Annotated in this window: 16 protein-coding genes and 1 pseudogene; 11 read left to right on the forward strand and 6 right to left on the reverse strand. The window is 35.0% G+C overall.

The window, feature by feature from the left end; translation table 11 throughout:
- Positions 1 to 112: 112 nt before the first annotated feature.
- From DFR66_RS05715 to DFR66_RS05730, 4 genes are all read left to right on the forward strand, one after another.
- Positions 113 to 2,920, forward strand: a complete 2,808-nt coding sequence (locus DFR66_RS05715; protein WP_114753879.1) for a TonB-dependent receptor domain-containing protein — start codon at positions 113 to 115, stop codon at positions 2,918 to 2,920.
- 28 nt (positions 2,921 to 2,948) lie between these two features.
- Positions 2,949 to 4,427 carry an SGNH/GDSL hydrolase family protein gene (locus DFR66_RS05720; RefSeq protein ID WP_114753880.1) on the forward strand — a complete coding sequence of 493 codons (1,479 nt, stop codon included), beginning with the start codon at positions 2,949 to 2,951 and terminating at the stop codon, positions 4,425 to 4,427.
- A 259-nt stretch (positions 4,428 to 4,686) separates the two neighbouring features.
- Positions 4,687 to 6,198 (forward strand): F0F1 ATP synthase subunit beta, encoded by a 1,512-nt coding sequence (gene atpD / locus DFR66_RS05725; protein WP_035668832.1) that lies wholly within the window; start codon positions 4,687 to 4,689, stop codon positions 6,196 to 6,198.
- Between the two features lie 68 nt (positions 6,199 to 6,266).
- The gene (locus tag DFR66_RS05730) at positions 6,267 to 6,548 is read left to right on the forward strand and encodes a F0F1 ATP synthase subunit epsilon (protein WP_114753881.1); all 282 of its coding nucleotides are present in this window, start codon (positions 6,267 to 6,269) and stop codon (positions 6,546 to 6,548) included.
- 49 nt (positions 6,549 to 6,597) lie between these two features.
- Here DFR66_RS05730 and DFR66_RS05735 read toward each other — a convergent pair whose 3' ends face one another.
- The 5 genes from DFR66_RS05735 to DFR66_RS05755 all read right to left on the reverse strand — a co-directional run bounded on the left by DFR66_RS05735 (position 6,598) and on the right by DFR66_RS05755 (position 11,346).
- Positions 6,598 to 7,140, reverse strand: coding sequence for a GNAT family N-acetyltransferase (locus DFR66_RS05735; RefSeq protein ID WP_114753882.1), 543 nt, complete (start codon positions 7,138 to 7,140; stop codon positions 6,598 to 6,600).
- Positions 7,141 to 7,250: 110 nt separating this feature from the next.
- Complete coding sequence (locus DFR66_RS05740) at positions 7,251 to 7,700, reverse strand: hypothetical protein (RefSeq protein WP_114753883.1); 450 nt, start codon at positions 7,698 to 7,700, stop codon at positions 7,251 to 7,253.
- A 115-nt stretch (positions 7,701 to 7,815) separates the two neighbouring features.
- Entirely contained in the window at positions 7,816 to 9,372 is a 1,557-nt protein-coding gene (locus DFR66_RS05745; RefSeq protein WP_114753884.1) for a phosphatase PAP2 family protein, read from the reverse strand.
- Positions 9,362 to 10,285 carry a hypothetical protein gene (locus DFR66_RS05750; RefSeq protein ID WP_114753885.1) on the reverse strand — a complete coding sequence of 308 codons (924 nt, stop codon included), beginning with the start codon at positions 10,283 to 10,285 and terminating at the stop codon, positions 9,362 to 9,364. Before DFR66_RS05750 ends, DFR66_RS05745 begins: the two co-directional genes overlap by 11 nt.
- A 521-nt stretch (positions 10,286 to 10,806) precedes the next feature.
- Positions 10,807 to 11,346 carry a hypothetical protein gene (locus DFR66_RS05755; RefSeq protein ID WP_146841105.1) on the reverse strand — a complete coding sequence of 180 codons (540 nt, stop codon included), beginning with the start codon at positions 11,344 to 11,346 and terminating at the stop codon, positions 10,807 to 10,809.
- Positions 11,347 to 11,630: 284 nt separating this feature from the next.
- On the opposite strand from DFR66_RS05755, the gene DFR66_RS05760 reads away from it, so the two are divergent.
- From DFR66_RS05760 to DFR66_RS05780, 5 genes are all read left to right on the forward strand, one after another.
- Positions 11,631 to 12,782, forward strand: a complete 1,152-nt coding sequence (locus DFR66_RS05760; protein ID WP_114753887.1) for an aminotransferase class I/II-fold pyridoxal phosphate-dependent enzyme — start codon at positions 11,631 to 11,633, stop codon at positions 12,780 to 12,782.
- A gap of 47 nt (positions 12,783 to 12,829) precedes the next feature.
- A complete protein-coding gene (locus DFR66_RS05765) occupies positions 12,830 to 13,228 on the forward strand; it encodes a GxxExxY protein (protein ID WP_114753888.1) in 399 nt (132 codons plus the stop codon).
- A gap of 48 nt (positions 13,229 to 13,276) precedes the next feature.
- Complete coding sequence (gene bioD / locus DFR66_RS05770; RefSeq protein ID WP_114753889.1) at positions 13,277 to 13,897, forward strand: dethiobiotin synthase; 621 nt, start codon at positions 13,277 to 13,279, stop codon at positions 13,895 to 13,897.
- A 34-nt stretch (positions 13,898 to 13,931) separates the two neighbouring features.
- Entirely contained in the window at positions 13,932 to 15,203 is a 1,272-nt protein-coding gene (gene bioA, locus DFR66_RS05775; protein ID WP_114753890.1) for an adenosylmethionine--8-amino-7-oxononanoate transaminase, read from the forward strand.
- Between the two features lie 203 nt (positions 15,204 to 15,406).
- Positions 15,407 to 16,579, forward strand: coding sequence for a beta-ketoacyl synthase N-terminal-like domain-containing protein (locus DFR66_RS05780; protein WP_114753891.1), 1,173 nt, complete (start codon positions 15,407 to 15,409; stop codon positions 16,577 to 16,579).
- Between the two features lie 5 nt (positions 16,580 to 16,584).
- On the opposite strand, the gene DFR66_RS05785 is transcribed toward DFR66_RS05780, so the two are convergent.
- Positions 16,585 to 17,064 (reverse strand): regulatory protein RecX, encoded by a 480-nt coding sequence (locus DFR66_RS05785; RefSeq protein WP_114753892.1) that lies wholly within the window; start codon positions 17,062 to 17,064, stop codon positions 16,585 to 16,587.
- A 460-nt stretch (positions 17,065 to 17,524) separates the two neighbouring features.
- Here DFR66_RS05785 and DFR66_RS05790 point away from each other — a divergent pair, with 460 nt between their 5' ends.
- Both DFR66_RS05790 and DFR66_RS13865 read left to right on the forward strand, forming a co-directional pair.
- Positions 17,525 to 20,704 (forward strand): T9SS sorting signal type C domain-containing protein, encoded by a 3,180-nt coding sequence (locus DFR66_RS05790; RefSeq protein ID WP_114753893.1) that lies wholly within the window; start codon positions 17,525 to 17,527, stop codon positions 20,702 to 20,704.
- A gap of 209 nt (positions 20,705 to 20,913) precedes the next feature.
- Positions 20,914 to 23,678: pseudogene (locus DFR66_RS13865) on the forward strand (hypothetical protein); the annotation flags it as partial.

Here is a 23,678-nt window from a genome sequence, read left to right on the forward strand (position 1 = left end):
ATAAGTGTGAATCGAGTAAAATAACTGATAAATATTAAATTTTCTAGTCACTTTTTTATTAATATCAAAAATATTTGTACTTTGGCTTCATAAACCAACAAATATTAACCCAATGAGAGTGTATTTACTTTTTTTGACATTGTTTTTTTGCAGCTTATCTTTTGCTCAAAATTCAATTTCAGGTATTGTTACAGATAGTAACAACCAACCTATTCCTGGAGCCAACATTAAAATAGTTGGAGATACATCAGGCGCGATAACCAATTTAGATGGTTCTTTTACTTTACAATCATCAAAAAAACCTCCCTTTGTTATTGAGGTTTCAAGTATCGGATTTACATCTCAAAAAATTTCAGTTTCTTCGGCTAGTCAAAAAATTTCAGTAAAGTTATTGGATGAGGAGAATAAGCTAGATGAAATCGTGGTTTCTGCATCAAGAACGCCAGAGCGCGTATTAGAGTCACCAGTTACTATTGAAAGAATGGGTATAGCTGAAATTAAGAAAACAGCCTCGCCTTCTTTTTATGATGGATTAGAAAACATGAAAGAGGTTCAAATGAACACTTCAAGTATGTCGTTTAAATCGATTAATACTCGTGGTTTTGCATCTGTTGCAAATACTCGTTTTATGCAATTGGTAGATGGTATGGATAACTCTTCGCCTTTGCTAAATTTTGTTTTAGGAAACTTAATAGGTTTATCTGAAATTGATGTTCAAAGTGTTGAATTATTGCCAGGAGCTTCGTCTGCTTTATATGGTGCAAATGCCTTCAATGGTATATTATTTATGAGCAGCAAAAGTCCATTTACAAGTCAAGGTATTACTGGCTATGCAAAATTTGGACAAACTTCTCAAAAAGCTGCTGGTACAAATGACTACATTGATTATGGTTTTCGCATGGCCAAAGCATTCAATAAGTATATTGCAGGGAAAGCAAACTTTACCTACATGAGAGGTACAGAGTGGCATGCAGTAAACTATGATGATAAAACTCGTCAAGGTATTGATAGAAATACAATTAATTATGATGGTATAAATGTTTATGGTGATGAAGTTGCAACAAATATTAAAGGGGTTGGACAAGCTTTAGCAGCACAAAATTTAATACCAGTTTCGGCAGTAAATTTACTACCTAACACTAATGTCAGTAGAACTGGTTATAATGAGGTTGATTTGACTGACAACAAGGTTTCTAATACGAAAATTGATTTGTCTTTACACGTTCGTCCTTTTGGAGATGAAAAGTTAGAAGTAATAGTGCAAAGTAAATTTGGTTACGGAAATACGGTGTATCAAGGTGCAAACCGTTATTATTTGAATAACTTTTTTATGCAACAGCACAAAATTGAATTCAAAGGGAAAAATTTCTTTTTAAGAGGATACACTACAACTGAAGACGGTGGTCAATCGTATGATATGTTATTTACAGGTATTAATATAAATAGAAAATGGAAAGACGATAGAACTTGGTTTGGTCAATATGCAGGGGCTTACATACAATCAACTTTGGGTGGATTGACTCCTGAGCAATCTCATGCTCGTGCAAGAGCTACTGCGGATACTGGTAGATTGATACCAGGGACTGATGCGTTTAAAAATGCTTTTAATCAAGTTATTAATGATCCTAGTGTATTAACAGGTTCTAAATTAGTAGATAATTCAAGAATTTACCATTCTGATGCAAATTACAATTTAAAAGATTTGGTAAAATTCGCCGAAATACAAGTAGGTGGATCATACAGGCAATATGAATTGAATTCGTTTGGACGTATTTATACTGATGCTTCCGGTCCAATACTTTACGATGAATACGGTGTATATACACAAATAATGAAAAAATTGATGGACGATCGTTTGAAACTTACCGGTTCTATGCGTTATGATAAAGCACAGAATTTTGATGGTAACTATTCACCGAGAGTTTCTGCTGTATACTCCGGAGGACAAAACAAAAATCATAATTTTAGAGGATCTTTTCAAACCGGTTTTAGAAACCCGACTACTCAAGATCAGTACATTGGATTTAATGTAGGAAGTGCAATTTTATTAGGTTCAGCTCCAGATAACTTAACACGATATGTAGAAACGTTACCTATTGCAACTGCTGTTGGTCAAGGATTTGCAGGAGGTAATTCAGTGACTATTAACGGAACGAGAGCCTACGAGAATTCATATACCGCATCATCTGTTATTGCTTTTGCAGCTGCAGGTAATCCTGCATTATTGACAAAAACAAATGCAGATTTAGTTAAACCAGAAGAAGTTAAAGCTTTTGAAATAGGTTACCGATCTTTCATAAATAAAACTTCAATTGACATCAATGGATATTACAATATTTACAACAACTTTATTGGAAACTTAAATGTTATTACTCCTTTGTACGGAGCTGCTTTAGATGGTGGAGGGTTAACTAATCCAGAAGGTCTTAAAGCGTTACATGCTTTGCAAAATGGAAATACAAGAACTTTCCAGTTGTATACAAATACTAAGTTGGAAATTAAATCATTAGGATTTGGTATTGGATTATCTAGAAAAGTGTATAAAGATTTTGAAATAGGTGCAAATTACAATTTTGCTGAATTTGAATTTGATCAATCTAAAGACCCTAGTTTCGAAGCTGGTTTCAACACTCCAAAGCACCGTATTAAAGCATCTATCGGTAATGAAAAGTTATTTCCAAATTTTGGATTTAACGTTAGCGGAAGATGGAATAGTGAATATTTATGGCAGTCTTCATTTGCTGATGGTACAATAGCAGCTGCTACAGTTATAGATGCTCAATTAAATTACCTAATTCCATCTTTGAAATCAACATTAAAGATAGGGGCTTCAAATATTGGGGGTAAAGAATACGGTCAAGTATTAGGAGCCGGTCTAATTGGTCAGCAATATTTTGCATCTTGGACAATCAATCCGTAATCATTCATAAATACTAAATTATAAAACAATGATAAAAAATTTCAAATGGTTACTATTTGCTTCTTTAGCATTTGTAGCGTGTGATAATGAGGAAGATGTAGTAGTTGACGCTAATTCATCTGATGGGAAATCTTTAACTGCTGGTTCAGCAGTAGTAACAAAATATGTAGCACTTGGGGACTCTTATGCAGCAGGTTTTAGTGATAATGGTTTGTTCATTGAAGCTCAGAAAGGTTCTTATGCTAATATTATTTCACAGCAGTTTGCTTTGACAGGTGGAGGAGAATTTAAGACACCTTTAATGGCGGATAATGTTGGTGGTTTGTTGTTAGGGGGAAATGTGATTTCAGGTACTAGACTTTTTTTTAATGGAACCGCGCCAGTTCCTGTACCGGGAAGACCATCAACAGAGGTTACTACTAAGTTAACAGGCTCTTTTAATAATATGGGTGTACCAGGAGCAAAAAGTTATCATCTAGTTGCGCCAGGTTATGGTAATATAGCTGGAGTTGCAACAGGTCAAGCTAATCCTTATTTTGCAAGATTTTCATCTTCTGCCTCAACAACAGTATTAGCAGATGCTGTGGCACAAGCTCCAACTTTTTTCTCGTTATGGATTGGAGGGAATGATGTTTTAGGATATGCTACTTCAGGAGGCAGTGGAGTAAATAGAACGGGTAATCTAAATCCGGCTACTTATGCAAGTAATGATATTACTGATCCGAATGTATTTGCTAACGCATTTAATGGAATCGTAAATGCGATGACTGCTAATGGTGCAAAAGGCGTAGTGGCTAATTTGCCTTATGTAACGGCGTTACCATACTTTACAACAGTTCCGCACAATCCCGTAAATTTGTCTGCAGCTGCAGCTGCACAGTTAAACGCAGGTTATGCAGAATATAATGGAGGTTTGCAAGCAATGGTTAATGCTAATTTATTAACTGCGGCTGAAGCAACAAGAAGAACAATAAATTTTAAAGCAGGTGCAAATGCATTAGTAATTGTAGATAGCTATTTAACTGACAGAACTTCTTTCAGAATCCCTTCTTTCAGACATGCAACTGCTGAGGATTTAGTTGTGTTACCTGCAAGTAGTTTTATAGGTACATTAGTAGGTGGTAATGCCGCTGCTGTTAATGGAGTGTCGGTTCCTCTTGCTGATAACTGGGTTTTGACTAAAGATGAAATCGCAGAGGTAAAAGCAGCAACGGATGCCTATAATGTTATTATTAAGTCTGTAGCTGATGCCAAAGGATTAGCTTTTGTAGAGTTGAAAGGAGTAACTGATCAATTAGCTAAAGGTGGTATAGTGTACAACGGTTATACAACAACTTCTACATTTGTAACTGGAGGAATGTTCTCTTTAGATGGTGTTCACCCAAGCCCAAGAGGATATGCAATTATTGCAAACTTATTTACTGAGGCTATTAATGCCAAATTTGGTTCCAATTTTAAAAATGTCAATGTAGGTACATACCGTATTTTATACCCATTATCATTATAAATTTTTATATAAAATGATATTTTAAAGACCACTTACACCTAGTAAGTGGTCTTTCTTTTTTTAAGAATAATGCTGTCTTTATTCTTTTTCAAAGTCATTTGTGGAGGATATACTAAAAATACCTTTTTTTTATAAAAAAATAATTGATTTTATATTTTAAAAAAAATTATCTTTGCGCTCTGAAAAAAGCATTTAATCGATACATTTCGGTTAGTACTATTTCATAAACCTAAATAGCTATTTAATAAATACATAAGTAATGTCAAAAGTAATAGGAAAAGTTGCCCAGATCATTGGACCAGTAGTTGATGTAGTTTTCAACGGTAAGGATGTTGAACTTCCAAAAATTTATGATTCGTTAGAAATCACAAAAAAAGATGGTACTTTATTAGTACTTGAAGTACAATCTCACATTGGTGAAAATACAGTTCGTACCATTTCGATGGACTCAACCGATGGTTTGAGTAGAGGTTATGAAGTAGTTGGAACAGGAAATCCTATTCAAATGCCTATCGGTGCCGATGTTTACGGTCGTCTATTCAACGTAATTGGAGATGCAATTGACGGTTTAGGTAATTTACCAAAAACAGGTGAAAACGGTATGTCTATACACAGACAAGCGCCAAAATTTGAAGATTTATCTACTTCTTCTGAAGTTTTATTCACAGGTATCAAAGTTATCGATTTAATTGAGCCTTACTCAAAAGGGGGTAAAATTGGATTGTTTGGTGGTGCTGGTGTTGGTAAAACAGTATTGATACAGGAGTTGATTAACAATATCGCAAAAGGTCACGGTGGACTTTCAGTATTCGCAGGAGTAGGAGAAAGAACACGTGAAGGAAATGACTTACTTCGTGAGATGTTAGAGTCTGGAATTATAAAATACGGTGATGAATTCATGCACTCTATGGAAAATGGAGGATGGGATTTGTCTAAAGTGGATATGCCAGGAATGAGAGAGTCTAAAGCTACTTTCGTTTTCGGACAAATGAATGAGCCACCTGGAGCTCGTGCACGTGTGGCACTTTCAGGATTATCTATTGCTGAATATTTCCGTGATGGAGCAGGAACTGATCAAGGGAAAGATGTATTGTTCTTCGTGGATAATATCTTCCGTTTTACACAAGCAGGTTCTGAGGTATCGGCACTTTTAGGTCGTATGCCATCTGCGGTAGGATACCAACCAACATTAGCTACTGAAATGGGAGCGATGCAAGAGCGTATTACATCAACAAATAAAGGTTCTATTACATCTGTACAAGCGGTTTACGTTCCTGCGGATGATTTAACGGACCCGGCTCCGGCTACAACTTTTGCTCACTTAGATGCAACAACAGTATTATCTCGTAAAATTGCTGAGTTAGGTATTTATCCTGCAGTGGATCCATTAGATTCTACTTCAAGAATTCTTACTCCTCAAATCTTAGGGGATGAGCATTATGACTGTGCACAGAGAGTAAAAGAAATTTTACAAAAATACAAACAATTACAAGATATCATTGCGATTCTTGGTATGGAAGAATTATCAGAAGATGATAAATTAGCCGTTTCAAGAGCACGTCGAGTACAACGTTTCTTATCTCAACCTTTCCACGTTGCTGAGCAATTTACAGGATTAAAAGGAGTTTTAGTTGATATCAAAGATACTATCAAAGGATTTAATATGATTATTGACGGTGAATTAGATCACTTGCCAGAATCAGCTTTTAACCTTAAAGGTACAATTGAAGAGGCTATCGAAGCTGGAGAAAAAATGTTAGCGGAAGCATAAATTAGTATTCAGTTACAGTCTCAGTATTCAGTACTGAGATTGTAAACTGAGACTGTAAACTAAAAAATATGTTATTAGAAATAGTTTCACCAGAAGCAAAATTGTTCTCAGCAGAAGTAACTTCAGTAACACTGCCAGGAGTTGATGGGAGCTTTCAAATTTTGAATAATCACGCTCCAGTTGTTTCTATTTTAGAAAAAGGTATTGTGAAAATTACCGCTTCAAACTTTGTATTTGCAAAAGAAGTAGCAGATAAATTCACAAAGCTCAATGCTCAAAATTATACAATTGCAATCAATTCTGGAACAATTGAAATGAAAGACAACAAAGTTATTGTTTTAGTTGACTAAAGTAATTTTGATTATATAAATGAAAGCCTCACATTTTGTGAGGCTTTTTTTATGTCCAATCCCAAAGGATGATATTCCACTCGATTTCATTTTCATAATATGAATCAATTATTTTAAACCCAATAGCTTTGTGTGCTTGCATGGAGCGAACGTTTATAGTGGCAACTTCAGTAATTAAATAATCAAATTGATGTTGCAGTTCTTTTCTGTAAAAATGATAAAGTCCTCTGAATATTCCTTGTTTTCTATAATTTTTAGCTACGCAAATTTGACCCATTACAACGTAGTTTTTATCATTGGGTACTAGTGTGTCAATTCTTTCAAACATTGGAACAAGAACCTTTATTTCGTTCCTAAAGCTAGAAAGCATCACTAGTGCAAAACCTACTACGGCATCATTGTCTTTAGCAATTATGTGTGCGCAAGAAGAATTCATTTGGTCTAGCATGGCAACGGTATGTTGCACCGTAACGAATCCTTGTTGAAGTTTTTCTTCAGAACTTATATTTTGAGAGCTATTCTGTAATTGTAGTGTTCTGATTTGTTCTAGTTCATCTAGAGCTGAAGCTCTTTTGTAAATTATAGGGTTCATTTGATTTTATTTATCACAGATTAATGAATGGTATCTTACTATCAGTAATTATAAAATTATGAAATCTTTATTTATAAGAAATGGATTTAGATTTTATTTCTTGCTTCATTTTAATTCATTTCGGCATAATACTTTTGATTGTATTTCCCTGCAACCACAAGGGTTCCTGAAATTAGAATAAGATTTTTGATTATATATTGTCCAGCTAAAGTAGGACAGTAAGGAAAAGCATCAAAACAGATGTTTTTTAGAATAAAAATAGGAAAAAATGTAGCAGCCATATGCATTAATAGCAATACAATGGTATAAGGAATGAGCTGTTTTATTAGTAAACCAACGCCTATAAGTACTTCGCAAAAACCAAGGATTGGAATGAATATTTCAGGTTTAAACCAATAAACTGTTTGTTCTACTAATTCGCCGGCTGGACTCATACCTATAATTTTCAACACCCCAAACCAAACATATATTATTGCCAATGAAAATCGCAGGATATTTATACTGTGTTTCTCCATCTTGTGACTAAATCTAAAATAGATATCTTCAAATTGTATTTTCATCGTACAGTAGTTTTTATAAAAAAGCCTAACGGATGTTTGAAATCTGTTAGGCTTGAGCTGATAAATAATTTTTAAAACAAACCATCAAACAAATTATCAACTTTATTATTTAAAGTTATTCTGCTCCATCAATAAGAGCTCTTGCTACGGCAAAACCTCCTACTTTTTCGCCTAATTCAAGCCCTTTTTCACAATCGCTTCTATAGTGAATGCATCCAAACATTCTAGAATCCGAAGCTTCTTTTGCCATAGCTATAAAACTTTTTGCTTTTTCAGGGACTAGATGAGATAAAACGACACTTGCCGCACCGCTGAAGGTGGAGTGACCTGATACATAGGAAGGAAAATTTGGAGTTCCTGTCAATGTTTTTATGGACGGATCTACTTGTGACGGTCTAGGGTTAAAGTACGTGTATTTTGCATCCCAACAACTAATAGCCGCATCCATCAAAGCTATATTTAACAATGCCATATTTCTTGCCCATCGTACTTCACTATAATTTAGTGCTACAAATGACTCTGATGCAATTGCATTCCAGTGGCCCGGAGGCGTGTAAGTCCCAACGCCATCAGCCCAAAAAGTAACTATTTGCATATTCTTTTTTGTGGCATTTTTTCCATAGCTTTTTACTTCGGCTAATTCCTTAGCAAATTGTTGTGATTTAGTAGAAGGCGGAGGAACTGGACGGCTGGCAACAACCATTTCTGGAGTCATTAAGAATGATTTTACTTTTCCAAATAATGGTAGCATTGGAGGTCTTGCAGGAACATCTAGTGATATCCATGGCGTTTCTCCTGTAGCTGCAGTTTGGGTTTCAAGTTGAGTCCAAAGTGCTTGATTACCTATAGCTGCTCCAGTTCCATCAGAAGCTGCTCTGGCGATAAATTTGCCTGCAATTTTTCTGCCTAAAATAATTCCCGCATCAACATCACTTCGAACATTGGCACCACTAATAATGCGATATAATTTTTGTTCCTCTGCTTTTTCTTGTATGTATGCAATTTCTGTTGGGAATAATAATTTTAATAATTCAACAGTAACTCCTGCTAGAACTGCGTCTTCAGATGGATATGATGGTAAGCCGCTTTTTGGGATTAAAACCGGTAATGTAGCATCAACCGTAAAAGGTGCAGCTCTATTGTACAGTTTTTTATAATGCCAAGTTGCTATCATCGCATCGTATTGTGCTGCACTTACATATGCATAAGCTCTTGCTGCATAAGGAGGATTTGAGAAAGGAAATTCGGGATTCGCAAATGGATTTGCTGGAGATGGTGTTGGATATGTTCCGTCTTCATTTTGATACGGCGGACGATTGTGTCTTGCCACTAATGTTCTCATGATTTCATTCCAACGTAAAACACCTCCGGCACTCCAGTATTTTATTATTTTTTTCTGTTCGGGCGTTATGCTCGCTTGATAACTTTTTATTTCGTTAATTTCTCTTGTAAATGCCGCTGCGTTAGTTGGTATTGGCGCATCCAAAGAAAACTCATCAGGTGTAGTCAATAGAAATGTTTTCCAGGTTCCAGCTAATTCGTCTGTGTTAGTTGGATTCAATTGAGGAAATAGCTCGTTGCGTTCATTTAACTCGTCACTACAAGAATAGTTCACCGTAAGAAACAAAACTACAAGACTATTATAGGCTATTTTTTGTATTTTATTTTTCATTTTCTTGTGTTGCTTTTTTCAAATTAAGGATATAAAATATACCACCATAAAAAGTGTTTGATTGTCCAATATTTCTGCCTTGTAAAACAAAATTGTAACCTCCAATAATAGATAATGCCGGTATTTTTTTGAGTGTATATTTAGTATTCACTCCAATTTTTAATGCATTCATGGTATTGCTGGGAAATGGCATATTATTAGTTGTAATGTCAAATCCTCCAGATTGCGTAACCCAATTATCAAGAACCGCTTCGGCTATTAATCTATTGGTACGATATCCTATTCTGTAGTTTACTGAAATAGCGTCTGGCATATCAACTTCATTGGTGTAATACATTTGGTTTGTGTAATAGGAATTTCTTTCAATAATTATATTAGCTCTTTTTATATACGCTCCAGATAGCGTGGTGAAAAAGTGACCATTTTGATAATCACCCATCAATCGTAAAGATGCAGTCTTGCTTTTTAGTCCAAGACTTAAAGGCAAATAATCAGCTGAATAATCAGAAATCGGAGCCGAAAGACCTCCTAAAGCATATAAAGAGTAGGTGGCTTTTCCAATTGTTTTTTCAAAAGGCATGTATTTTATAGTTAACGATAAATCTTGCAATCCTTTTTGACCACCCATTGTTCCTGCAGAAGCTTTTGTTTCTACATACGGAAGACTGAAAATGATATTCAATTTATCAGAAACACCGTAGTTTCCATTTAAGGTTACTGATTCTGTATAAACCGTTCCCAGATTAAGATTTTCTCTTTTAAAGGTGCCTTCCCAATATTCGTCCCAGCTGCTATGTTGGTAAACAGCTCCAAAACAAAAATTATTCTTGCTCATCATAATTCCATCAATTTCTGTTTGAGCATTCATAAATAAAGATGTCAATAGCAGACAACTTAGATAAAATTTTTTCATTAATAACTGGTTTTTAGTTAGTGGTTTGGTGTTTTACAATTTAAAAAAGTTATTGCTTTTATTGTTAGTGCTGCAAATAATTTAAAATTTGGTTGAGATACCAATGTTAATGGTATAATCAGCAAATGCTGCATCTCCCTGAACGGGAGTGCCTGTTATTATCGAATTCCTCGTATCGGTCATACTTTGCGTATAACTTTACAAGGTAAAATGGATAGATTATGGACTCCTTTGAAATAAAGAATCCTTTTGAAAATCCATTTTTGAATTTTCTAATCAATTTATGTCACGATATTGAAAGGGAATTGTACTTAAAAACAGAACAGAAAAAAATAGGCCTTTGATTTCACACAAAAAAGTGAATTCAGAAAACACAAAAGACTATTTTGTATTCATAAACGGCATGCTTTTTAAGAAAGTTTTAAGAAATGTACAGATTTAGCTAAAAAATTATTCACGAATTATCTTGGCTTTACAAATGCCAGATAAAAGCGAATGATTCAACTAAAATGAAAGAAGATTTAAACGAAATCGGGAGGTGAATACGATAAAGAAATGTAACCGGAATCTATGGACTGGTTTGGAGTAATGATAGATTCTGTTGGATGTAAGACTTTTTTTGTAGAAAAATCCAAGCAGTAAGTATTGCTAGGAATATAATCATGAAGAAAAGACTTCATCAGTTTTTTTACTGGTGATTCTTTAGATGAAGATCCGTTGAATAATTGATTGTCCACAATGTCTTTTAAATCCTGGCTTATTGCATCTTGATGTGAATTGCGCAGGTAGTATAGGCTTAAGATGTTATTTTGAATTCTTTTCTTAAAAATATGATAACTTTTATTGTTGATAACCACATCTTCATTTACATATTCAAAATCTGTGTCTTCAATAAAGGAGTATAAAGTGGCATTTAATTGGATTACTTGAAACTCGGAATCCTGCTTTTTTTCAATAGAAGCCACCCAAGCTTGCTCTTCTTGATAAGCAAACATCAGATAGTATCCTAGTGCGTTGTAGAACAACGTAACTATTAAAAAAAGTGATGCAATTCGTTTCATATCTGCCGAAAGTAGAAAACTATTTCATTGGTTGATATTTTCAATATTATTTTTAAGTTTTTTTTAACATAATTTTAAGAAGGACACAAAACGAAACCGTTTTCGTAAAAAATTATATATTTATTTTTTATTTGTGTAGTGTTATTGTTAATTTTTAATTGAACTGATTTTGATAATAAAAAACCGTGTGTTACAGAAGCAAAATTTTTATGGATTTTGATTAAAATATAAACAAATAGTTCGCAAAATCCATAAACCAAAAAAGATGCTTATTTTTGCGCACTATGAAACATTTTCCAGAAAATCTATCCACTAAACTTGAAATTCGAAAGCAGCATAATGCATTGCGAAAATTATCTTTGTCAAGTAATACCGTTGATTTTTCTTCTAATGATTACTTGGGTTTCTCACAATCAGAAATTATTTTTAGGGAGACGCACGAGTATTTAATTACTAATGGAATCATTCAAAACGGAGCAACGGGTTCCAGATTATTATCTGGAAACCATAAACTATATCAAGAAACTGAAGATTTTATTGCAAAGTTTCACAAATCTGAATCAGCTTTAATTTTCAATTCGGGTTATGATGCTAATGTTGGATTCTTTGGCTCTGTTCCACAAAGAGGAGATGTAATTTTATACGATGAATTGTCTCATGCTTCCATTCGCGACGGAATTCAACTGTCGAATGCCAAAGCCTATAAATTCAATCATAATGATTTTGAAGATTTAGAAAAGTTGATTTTACGAAATCAAAACACCATTATTTATATTGTAACGGAATCTGTTTTTTCTATGGATGGAGATTGCCCAAATCTGGAAGAATTAATTTTGGTTTCAAATAAACACAATTGTTATCTGGTTATTGATGAAGCGCATGCTTTAGGAGTTTTTGGTTCATCAGGAGAAGGATTCGTTCAAATGTTGGACTTGCAAGATCACGTTTTTGCCAGAATTATGACTTTCGGGAAAGGTCTAGGATGTCATGGAGCCGCGATTTTGGGTTCGGTAGCATTGAGGGATTATTTAGTAAATTTTGCCCGAAGTTTTATTTATACCACAGGGCTTTCGCCTCATTCTGTTGCTACGATTTTGATTGCTTATCAGCATTTAAAAAAGGATTCGGAAGCAATTTTAAGACTTCGCGAAAGAATCGTTCATTTTAATCAGGAAAAAAACATTTCGGGTTTGAAGCCCCTTTTTGTTCGAAGTAAATCGGCGATACAATCTGCTATTATTCCGGGAAATGAAAAAGTAAAAGCAATAGCTGGTCAACTACAAGAAAAGGGTTTTGATGTGAAAGCGATACTTTCGCCAACCGTTCCCGAAGGACAGGAAAGACTGCGTTTTTGTTTGCACAGTTATAATTCACAAGAAGAAATCTCGGAAGTGTTACGATTGTTGAGTACTTTTGTTTTTATGGGACACGGATAATACGGATTTAACCGATTAACACGGATTTTATATTTAAAACACATACAATGGGTGATTTATTGCACAAGAATTTGAGCGATACTATTTTGAAAATCTATTTTGAAGTATACAACGAACTTGGATATGGGTTTCTTGAAAAGGTGTATCAAAATGCCATGTATTTAGAGTTAAAATCCCAAGGGTATAAAGTAGAAGCTCAAAAACAAATTAAGGTATATTACAAAAGTCAATTGGTAGGTGATTATTTTGCGGACTTATTGATTGAAGACTCTATTATTCTTGAACTTAAAGCCTGTGGATGTTTGTTAGACGAGCATAAAGCCCAACTTTTAAATTATCTAAAGGCAACTGATGTAGAAATTGGATTGTTATTAAACTTTGGAACAACTCCAGAATTTAAAAGGTCTATTTATACCAATGACAGAAAAAAATTAAATAAATTTTAAAAAATCCGTGATAATCAGTTCAATCTGTGTTATCCGTGTGCCAAACTTATGAAACTATTTATAACAGGAATTGGAACCGATGTAGGTAAAACTATTGCATCGGCGATTATTACAGAAGCTCTAGAAGCTGATTATTGGAAACCCATTCAAGCGGGTGATTTACACAACTCTGACAGTCAAAAAGTTAAATCATTTTTATCTAATAAAAAGACAGTGATTCATCCTAATAGCTATGCTTTGAACACACCAGCTAGTCCGCATTTTGCTGCTGAATTGGATCAAGTTATAATTGATTTAAATAAAATTACAGAACCCAAAACAGAAAATCATCTGGTTGTAGAAGGAGCGGGTGGTGTTTTCGTACCATTAAATTCAATTGATTGTGTAATTGATTTGATTCAATTCGATTATAAAGTAATTGTGGTTTCCAGACATTATTTAGGAAGCATCAATCATACTCTACTTACTATCGAAGCCTTGCAAAACAGAAAAATCACAGTTGCGGGAATTGTTTTCTCTGGTGATGAAAATAAAGCGACAGAGGAAATAATTTTAAGTAAAACTGGTATAAACTGCATTGGACGAATAGAACAAGAACCTTATTTTGACCAAAATGTAGTCAAAGAATATGCTGATTTGTTTAGAGAAAATTTGCTGAAACTTCAATAGCAATTTCAATGGCAATTACAAAATCAAAAATCTAATGACTTTAACTGAAAGAGACCGCCAATATCTTTGGCATCCGTATACCCAACACAAAACCGCAGCGTTACCAATTGCTATAAAAAAAGGCAAAGGCGCTTTGCTTTGGGACGAAAACAATAAAGAGTTTATTGATGCGATTGCCTCATGGTGGGTGAATCCTTATGGGCATTCCAATACATTTATTGCGGATGCGATTTACAAACAACTCACGACTTTAGAACACGTTCTTTTTGGTGGATTTACACATGAACCCGCTATTTTAGTAGGGGAGAAGTTGATGGAGATTTTACCAAAAAACCAACAAAAAATATTCTTTTCTGATAACGGATCTACAGCCGTTGAAGTGGCGATTAAAGTTGCGTTGCAGTATTTTTTCAATAAAGGAGAAAAGAGAACTACGATAATAGCATTCGAAAATGCTTTTCACGGGGACACTTTTGGCGCTATGGCAGCAAGTGGAATCTCGTTTTTTATAGAAGCTTTTCAGGGAATGTTTATTGATGTGGTTCGTATTCCGGTTCCGGTTAAAGGTGTGGAGCAGGAAAGTTATGATGCTTTACAAATGGTTATAAAAAACCACAATTGTGCGGGTTTTATTTTTGAGCCATTGGTACAAGGAGCCGCGGGAATGGTGATGTATGAGGCGGAAGCTTTAGATAAACTGATGCGAATTTGTCAGGAGAATAATGTATTAACCATTGCCGATGAGGTGATGACAGGCTTTGGGAAAACCGGTAAAACTTTTGCGACTGATTATTTGGTGGAAAAACCAGATATGATGTGTCTTTCTAAAGCGCTGACCGGAGGTACAATTCCTATGGCGATTACGACTTTTACCCAGGATTTATTTGATGCTTTTTATGATGACGATATCAATAAAGCTTTGTTTCATGGCCATACTTTTACTGCAAATCCTACAGGTTGTGCGGCGGCTTTAGCTAGTATCGAATTGTTGCAAACCGATGAAATGCAAACAAATATAATTCGTGTAAATCAAAATCATTTGGATTTTCAGGAACGAATTAAAAATCATCCAAAAGTAACAGCAACACGTGTGTTAGGTGTCATTTTTGCTTTAGAAATAAAAACCGAAAGCTCTGCCAGTTATTATGGAACCTTGCGCAATAAACTCTATGATTTTTTTATCGAAAATGGAGTGGTTCTGCGACCTGTTGGTAATATAGTTTACATTCTGCCACCATATATTATTACGGATGAACAATTACAAAAAGTATATCAAGTCGTCGAAAATGTTTTAGAAATAGTGTGATTTTTAGCCACAGATTAAAAAATCCATTTCTATCGGTTTAGATTAGTATCATCCGCGTGGCATTTTTTGGCCACAGGTTTTACGGATTTTAACGGGTTTCCACAGATTAAAAAAATCCGTTTTTGGCCGCTAAAATCCGTGTCATCCGTGTGCTAATTTCACGAAAAACTTTGCGACCTTTGTCGCTAAATAATAATACTATCTTGTCAACAACAATCTCCATAACAGCCATAGCTTCCATTTCACCTTTGGGTGCCGACTCAAAAATTGTTTGGGAAAATTATCTCGATGAAAATCATTGTTTTACAGAACATGTTTTAGACGATAAGAAAACTTTCGTTGCTAAGTTGGATAAATATTCTGAGGCAGTTGTTGCTGACATACGAATATCAGATAGTAAATATAAATCCTTAGATAAATCAGTTTTGTATGCGATGGCAGCTTCGCAAAAAGCAATGCAAAATGCGGGTTGGACGCATAACGATATTTTTGGAATTAACATTGGTTCCTCTCGAGGTGCAACTGATTTATTCGAAAAACATTATCAGGAGTACCTGCAAACAGGGAAAGCACAAACTTTAGCTTCGCCAACGACTACTTTGGGAAATATTTCTTCTTGGGTGGCTCATGATTTACAAAGTTCCGGCCCTGAAATTTCGCATTCTATAACTTGTTCTACTGCTTTGCATGCGGTATTGAATGGCGTGGCGTGGCTCAGAGCAGGAATGGCAGATAAATTTTTGGTTGGAGGCAGTGAAGCGCCGTTGACTGATTTTACGATCGCCCAAATGCGTGCTTTAAAAATTTATTCGAATAATAAGAACTTTCAGCCTGAGCTTGCCGAATGGCCGAATCGTGCACTTGATTTAGAAAAGAAACAAAATACCATGATTCTTGGTGAAGGTGCCGGCGTATGTTGTCTCGAAAATGGGAAAAAAGAAAATGCCTTAGCTTACATTGAAGGAATTGGTTATGCTACGGAAATTTTGGAACATAACATTTCTATTTCGGCGGAAGCGACTTGTTTTCAAAAATCTATGAAAATGGCGTTGCAAAATACTGATTTGTCCGAAGTTGATGCTATTGTTATGCATGCACCAGGAACCATAAAAGGAGATTTAACGGAGTATACAGCTATTCAGAAGGTTTTTGGCGAAAGCCTACCTTTATTGACTACCAATAAATGGAAGATTGGGCACACTTTTGGCGCATCGGGAATATTAAGTATGGAACTCGCTATTTTGATGATGCAACACAATAAATTTATCGGAGTTCCTTTTGCAGAAGCACAAAAACAAACAAAACCAATAAGAAAAGTATTGATTAATGCCGTAGGTTTTGGCGGAAACGCGGTGAGTTTATTGTTGAGTTTGTAATTTTATTATTCCTCTTGTAAATTTTCCAGCTCTTTTACTTTTTCATATACCAAATTGCTCTCGAATCCTTTGCGTAGCAAATAATCACAGCATTTTTTTCGTTTTTTTAGATTGTTGGTTTCTAAAATGGATTCCCAGTTTCTTTCTGCCAACGTATGGAAAGTGGATAAGTATTCTTCAGTTGAGATTTCTTTTAACGCAATATTAATCAGAGTTTTTGATATTTTTTTTGCGTTTAATTCATTGGTAATCCTGATTTTCCCCCAATGTTTGATGCGGTGTTTTCCACGTGCAAAACTACAGGCAAAACGTTCTTCATTTAGAAAATTATCACTAATGAGATGCACTATAATTGTATCTATTTCATCAGCGTCCATTTTCATACTTCTCAGTTTTTGTATGACTTCTTCGTGACAACGTTCCTGATAAGCACAATAATGCTCAATTTTAATGATGGCTTCTTTTACAGAAAAAACATCTTTCATGATAAAAATTTTTAATGTACGTGCAAATTTGCAACAATAGCAACTAATAACCTAATGCAACAGTTTTTGTAAAAAGTGATTTTATCTATGAAACAATACTTAATGAAGCGATTAGAGTATAAATTGTTGAAAAACATAATTTAAAAATTAGATCTAAAATCTAAACCTTAAATTTTTTAAATGATATTAAGTTAAAAACAATTTTAAAATCATTTTAGTCTTATTCAACAGCGTTTTTTTATCAAAATTTAATATTTATTTTTTTACAAGGCTAATTTCGTAATTCCTTTTGATTAGGTATTACAAAAGCTGATTTGCTATGTATTTAATCGTTAAAATTTGCATTACGCCGATTAATTTGTTTTTATTTTAAAACGTTAGGTTATATTGTTAAGATTTATATACTCTGAAATATCAAACCCAAATATCAAATTTTATTTACCTACCATAACAATGCCTTATGAATAAAAAAATACTTTTATCAATAACATGTTTATTGTGTGCTTTATCAACTTATTCTCAATGCGCATACACAGGAACACCGCTTACATCTGTAAACACTACACCATATACTTTTTCTTCATTATGTATTGGAACGCCAATAAATAGTGGAAATGTAAGAGCAGGGCAATATGCTTTAGTAAATGTATTGCAGGGTTTTAGGTATCGTTTTTCTGTCGGAAATCTCTTTTCGGATAATGAGAATTTAACCATTCTAAATGCCATTGATGATTCTAATTTTGGTGTTGCTGGTTTTGCATCAGGGACCAATGGCGCATCGATAATGGACTGGGTTTCGCCAATTACGGGGCAAATAAAAGTACTTGTATCAAGAGGTGCTTGCGTTAACAATAATACTGTTAATACAGCAGGACCAATAATAATGTTTGAAGTTGCAAGAGGTAATGCTACTGATGATCAAACAGCTATGGGTGTAAATCAGTGGGTAGGACATGTTTATGGTTACAGTGGAGGTGTAAGTCCTGGAGGCACGTCCCCAAATCATTTGTCTACAAGTACGGTTCCTTTTATCACAGCAAATTATGAAGGGTTTATCACAGTGCCATCAGAAACAATAAATACAACCTTTGGTGGCGGTGCAGTTTGTTTGCCCATAACTAGAAACGGTGCTGCTGGTACAACCGTTTACACAGACACATTTGCTGTTAGATATAGAATGAGATCTACTAGGCCCGCTGGCTGTTATATTTTAAACGTTAATGGTGATGATGGTGTACGAGTTTATGTAGATGGTGTGCTAGTATTTAACCGTTGGGTAGATCAAGGGAATACTACGTATTGTAATAATTTAATAAATCTAACAGGAAATAGTGTTATTGTATTAGATTATTATGAAAATGCTGGTGGGAATCGAGTAGGTTTTAGTTTAGCTCCTTTTGATGGGTCAGGTAATGCCATAACAAGTTCAGCTGATGTTGGAGTTTGTTCTAACACGCCATCAACTATAACAGCAACAAATCTTATCAGTTGTAACGTAAACACGAATACGGTGTATCAGTGGCAATCGTCATTAGATAACATTACTTTTACAAACATTTCAGGTGCTACAAATAGGGATTATACAGCTCCTGCTGTAGTAGTTACAACAACTGATGCAAATAATGTTCGCTATTTTAGGAGGGTTTTTAAACCAAATGCCTTAACCGCTGTAGCATGTGAGTTTTTCTCTAATGTGGTAACTGTAACTACAAGTGGAGCACCTCCTGCTTTGCCGGGAACAATTACAGGAGATCTAAGTCAATGTATTTCTTCTACAGCAAGGTATAGTATTGCTCCGGTTCCTAATGCTGTAAGTTACAATTGGACTACTACTGGTTTAGGATGGACGATTACGCCTGATGCTAATGGATTGTCAGTTACGGTGGCTTTTATTGCTGGAGCTACTTCTGGAAACCTTCAAGTTACGGCTACAAATGGTTGCAATACATCTGCTCCACGAGTAGCTACTGTGACAATAAGTACTGTAGTTAATACATGGAATGGTAGTGTGTGGTCGACGGGATTGACACCAACAAGTACACCAAAACAAAGAATTGTTTTTGCGGGTAATTTTAATCAAAATGTAGATTTAGTAGCTTGTTCTTGTTTAGTAACAGGGTCTGCAGCTGTCACAATTAATGAGAATAGGACATTGTTAGTTACTAATGAGGTTGAAGTAGTAGGAGGAGCAGTTTTGACTTTTGAAAACAATGCAAGTTTGGTTCAGGAAAATAATAATGCATCTAACCTTGGGAATATAGTATACAAACGCAGGACTAATTTGATTGATAAATTTGACTATACCTACTGGTCTTCTCCTGTTTTTAATCAGCGACTATTAGACGTATCTCCTGAAACATTGTTTGATAAGTTTTTTTCCTTTAATGCAAGTACAGATACTTGGCAACAAGAGAGTACGTCTAATTCAATGGATGTTGGAAAAGGTTACATTATTCGAGGTCCTCAGTTTTTTCCTGCACCTAATCCGCCATCAGGGATACACGAAGCTATTTTTGTGGGGCGTCCAAATAACGGTATTATTGGAATTGCAATTCCGTTTATAAGTTCTGATACATCAAATCTTATTGGGAATCCCTATCCTTCGGCTATAGATGCTGACTTGTTCTTAGCGGCTAATAATTTAATTTTAGATGGGACGCTTTATTTTTGGACACATAACTCACCGCCAAGTAATGCTATTCCTGGTGATGCAACTTATAACTATACTTCTGATGACTATGCTTCTTATAACGGTGTAGGGGGTGTGGCAACACTACCTGCTTTCTTGGGAGGGGTAACTCCATCGGGGAAAATTGCAACAGGACAAGCTTTTTTCGCAACAGGTATAGCTGCTGGTACAGCGGTGTTCAACAATGGTATGCGCGTGTCTGGTGGCCCTTTAGGACAGAATAATTCTCAGTTTTTTAAGACAAATAATACAAAATCAAAAGGAACTAACTCAGTCGAGAAACACCGTATTTGGCTTAATTTGACCAACACGCAAGGAGCTTTTAAGCAAATGCTAGTTGGCTATGTTACAAATGCTACTAATGGATTCGATAAGGCTTATGATGGGCAGAGTTTTGATGGAAATGAGTTTATAGATTTTTATAGCATCAATGATGATAAAAATTTGACAATACAAGGAAGAGCATTGCCATTTGATAAAAACGATGAGGTAGCATTGGGCTATAGTTCTACAATTGAAGGTGCTTTTTCAATAAGTATTGATCAAGTGGATGGAATACTAATCTCTGAGGATGTTTTTATTGAAGATAAAATGACTAATGCAATTAAAAACCTTAAAGAAGGGGCATATAATTTTTCTACGAAAGCAGGGTCTTTCAACGATCGTTTTGTATTGCGTTATAAAGACAAAACTTTGGGTACAGGGGAATTTGAAACAGCAGATAATAATATTATCATTTCTGTCAAAAATAAGCAGATAAAAATTGATTCTCAAAAGGAAACAATTGATAAAGTTTTAATTTTTGACCTTCTTGGAAAACAAATATTCAGAAAGTTAAGTGTTGAAAATAATGAACACATAATATCTAATTTACCCTCAAGTGAGCAAGTTTTAATTGTAAAAGTTGTATTGCAAAATGGTCAAACAGTTTCTAAGAAAATTATATTCTAAATAAGCTTAAACAGAATAATTTTGATTGTTTGTTAGAAGTGATGGTAATTTAAGGTGTTGATAAGTAGTTATTTGACGAATATAATTGCAGGTTGACGACTTTATTGTATTTTTTCAGTTTATTCTATTATCTTGTTCTGACCATGTGAACTTTATTTTGAATAACCTACAATATTAATTGATTTTGGACCCCAAACAAATGAATTATTATGAAAATACTTTTACATAAATACCTTTATTTAGTTTTCGTAACGATAACTTTCTTTTGTTTTTCCTCTCTTTATGCACAATGTCCTGCAACCGGATCTTACAATGTAAATTCAAGCCAAAATTGGAATGATATAACAGCGATGGGAATATGTAGCCCTTTATTAGTAACGCCTAATAGTACCTTTAATGGTAATGTTTCTATTAATTACTCTGGATCGAATAACAATTTGAATTTCAATGTTAATAACCTTACTATCAACGGAAATTTAGTAATTACAAGTACAGCAAATGGAAATGTTTTTACTATCGAAGCTAATACCACGCTTACCATAATAGGAAATTTAGGGGATGCAACTAATAATAATATTCAATATTTTTTACAACCCGGTGCAGTTTTAATAGTTACCGGAACCATTTTTGGAAAAAATGGTAACACTGTTGGGGGTACAGGTGGAACGTTATCCGCTGGTAACTTAGACTTCCAAGGGGATTTCAATTGTGCTGCTGGTGGATGTCCCGTTATAAACACGAGTACGTGCACAGAGTCAGGTACAGTTTGTACTGTGAATAATAATACGCAAATATGCACCACTAATTACGGAGGAGTAGTTAGTAGTGATCAAACCTCATGTATAGGTTTTAATCCCGCTCCTATAACCGCAAGCGGTTTTTCAGGAAGAATACTTCGCTGGGAGAGTAGTAATAACGGTACAACTTGGACTGGAATAAATAGTGTCAGTGCTACTTATGACCCACCAGCAATAACAAGTACTACTTTTTATAGAGTTGTTATATTGAATACAATTTCTGGTTCTTGCATTTCTTATTCTACGGTTGCGAGAGCTATTGTGGGTTCTAATTCTGTTGGAGCTCCTTCGGTTTTGCCTACAGTATGCGTTGGTACACTTTTACCTAATATTACTCATGCAACTACTGGAGCTACAGGGATTGCTAATAATGGCATTTCGGGGGCTAATGGTCTTCCAGCAGGAGTAAATGCAGTTTGGGCAGCAAATTCGATTACAATTAGCGGAACTCCTACTGCATCAGGAACTTTCAATTATAGTATTCCATTAACCGGTGGATGTGGAACAGCTTTAAATGCTACAGGTACTATTGTTGTAACTTCAAACAAAACCGTTAGTGTGGCATCTTCGAATCCTATAGTTTGCATTGGGTTGTTAATGTCAAGTATTAATCATACAACAGTAGGCGCTACAGGAATTGCTGGTAATGGTCTATCAGGAGCTAATGGTCTTCCTGTAGGAGTAAACGCAATTTGGTTAGGTAATGTAATTACAATTAGTGGAACTCCCACTGAGTCAGGGGTGTTTAATTATAGTATCCCTTTACTAGGAGGTTGCGGTATAGTGAATGCTACAGGAACAATAACAGTTAATTTAAACCTTTCTCCTAGTGTAAGTATCACTGCATCTCTATCGGGTATTATTTGTCCAGGCACGAGTGTGACATTTACCGCAACGACACTAAACGGAGGAACGCCAACCTATCAATGGCAAAATAATGGAGTTGATATTGTGGGAGCTACCAATCCTACATATACTTCGTCAACACTTTTAAATAACAATGTGATTACAGTAAGAATGATTCCTAGTTCAACTTGTGGATCAACTTTGCCAATTATATCAAATGCAGTAACAATCATTTCTAAGGTAAACAGATGGAATGGGACAGCGTGGTCAACTGGTTCACCGCCAGATATATCAGAACAAATTATTTTTGAAGGTAATTTTAATCAGAATGTTGATTTAGAATGTTGTTCTTGTATAATAACTGGAACTTCATCCGTTACAATTAGTAGCAACAGAACTTTTCTTGTTACTAACGAAATTTCAATTCCAGTTGGTGCGTCATTAATATTTGAAAATAACGCCAGTTTGGTCCAGACAAACGATGCTGCTGCGGCAAATTCAGGGAATATAACTTATAAGCGTAGAACGAATATTATCAACAAATTTGACTATACTTATTGGTCCTCTCCTGTTTTTAATCAGAGACTATTAGACGTATCTCCTAATACATTGTTTGATAAGTTTTTTTCCTTTAATGCAAGTACAGATACGTGGCAACCAGAGAGTACGTCTAATTCAATGTTAGTGGGAAAAGGATATATTATCCGAGGCCCTCAGTTTTTTCCTGCACCTAATCCGCCATCAGGGATACACGAAGCTATTTTTGTGGGGCGTCCAAATAACGGTATTATTGGAATTTCAATTCCGTTTATAAGTTCTGATACATCAAATCTTATTGGGAATCCATATCCTTCGGCTATAGATGCTGACTTGTTCTTAGCGGCTAATAATTTAATTTTAGATGGGACACTTTATTTTTGGACACATAACTCACCGCCAAGTAATGCTATCCCTGGTGATGCGACTTATAACTATACTTCTGATGACTATGCTTCTTATAACGGTGTAGGGGGTGTGGCAACACTACCTGCTTTCTTGGGAGGGGTAACTCCATCGGGGAAAATTGCAGCAGGACAAGCTTTTTTTGCAACAGGTATAGCTGCTGGTACAGCGGTATTTAACAATGGTATGCGCGTTTCTGGTGGCGCTTCGGGAGAGAATAATTCTCAGTTTTTTAAGACAAATAATACAAAATCAAAAGGAACTAACTCAGTCGAGAAACACCGTATTTGGCTTAATTTGACCAACACGCAAGGAGCTTTTAAGCAAATGCTAGTTGGCTATGTTACAAATGCTACTAATGGATTCGATAAGGCTTATGATGGGCAAAG

The organism is Flavobacterium glaciei (genome assembly GCF_003350545.1).
Lineage (GTDB): Bacteria > Bacteroidota > Bacteroidia > Flavobacteriales > Flavobacteriaceae > Flavobacterium > Flavobacterium glaciei.

What these genes read in the sequence shown, in the direction of transcription:
- DFR66_RS05715 (WP_114753879.1), top strand. Translation starts at nt 113, where the DNA reads ATGAGAGTGTATTTACTTTTTTTGACATTGTTTTTTTGCAGCTTATCT.
- DFR66_RS05720 (WP_114753880.1), top strand. Translation starts at nt 2,949, where the DNA reads ATGATAAAAAATTTCAAATGGTTACTATTTGCTTCTTTAGCATTTGTA.
- atpD (WP_035668832.1), top strand. Translation starts at nt 4,687, where the DNA reads ATGTCAAAAGTAATAGGAAAAGTTGCCCAGATCATTGGACCAGTAGTT.
- DFR66_RS05730 (WP_114753881.1), top strand. Translation starts at nt 6,267, where the DNA reads ATGTTATTAGAAATAGTTTCACCAGAAGCAAAATTGTTCTCAGCAGAA.
- DFR66_RS05735 (WP_114753882.1), bottom strand. Translation starts at nt 7,140, where the DNA reads ATGAACCCTATAATTTACAAAAGAGCTTCAGCTCTAGATGAACTAGAA.
- DFR66_RS05740 (WP_114753883.1), bottom strand. Translation starts at nt 7,700, where the DNA reads ATGAAAATACAATTTGAAGATATCTATTTTAGATTTAGTCACAAGATG.
- DFR66_RS05745 (WP_114753884.1), bottom strand. Translation starts at nt 9,372, where the DNA reads ATGAAAAATAAAATACAAAAAATAGCCTATAATAGTCTTGTAGTTTTG.
- DFR66_RS05750 (WP_114753885.1), bottom strand. Translation starts at nt 10,285, where the DNA reads ATGAAAAAATTTTATCTAAGTTGTCTGCTATTGACATCTTTATTTATG.
- DFR66_RS05755 (WP_146841105.1), bottom strand. Translation starts at nt 11,346, where the DNA reads ATGAAACGAATTGCATCACTTTTTTTAATAGTTACGTTGTTCTACAAC.
- DFR66_RS05760 (WP_114753887.1), top strand. Translation starts at nt 11,631, where the DNA reads ATGAAACATTTTCCAGAAAATCTATCCACTAAACTTGAAATTCGAAAG.
- DFR66_RS05765 (WP_114753888.1), top strand. Translation starts at nt 12,830, where the DNA reads ATGGGTGATTTATTGCACAAGAATTTGAGCGATACTATTTTGAAAATC.
- bioD (WP_114753889.1), top strand. Translation starts at nt 13,277, where the DNA reads ATGAAACTATTTATAACAGGAATTGGAACCGATGTAGGTAAAACTATT.
- bioA (WP_114753890.1), top strand. Translation starts at nt 13,932, where the DNA reads ATGACTTTAACTGAAAGAGACCGCCAATATCTTTGGCATCCGTATACC.
- DFR66_RS05785 (WP_114753892.1), bottom strand. Translation starts at nt 17,064, where the DNA reads ATGAAAGATGTTTTTTCTGTAAAAGAAGCCATCATTAAAATTGAGCAT.
- DFR66_RS05790 (WP_114753893.1), top strand. Translation starts at nt 17,525, where the DNA reads ATGAATAAAAAAATACTTTTATCAATAACATGTTTATTGTGTGCTTTA.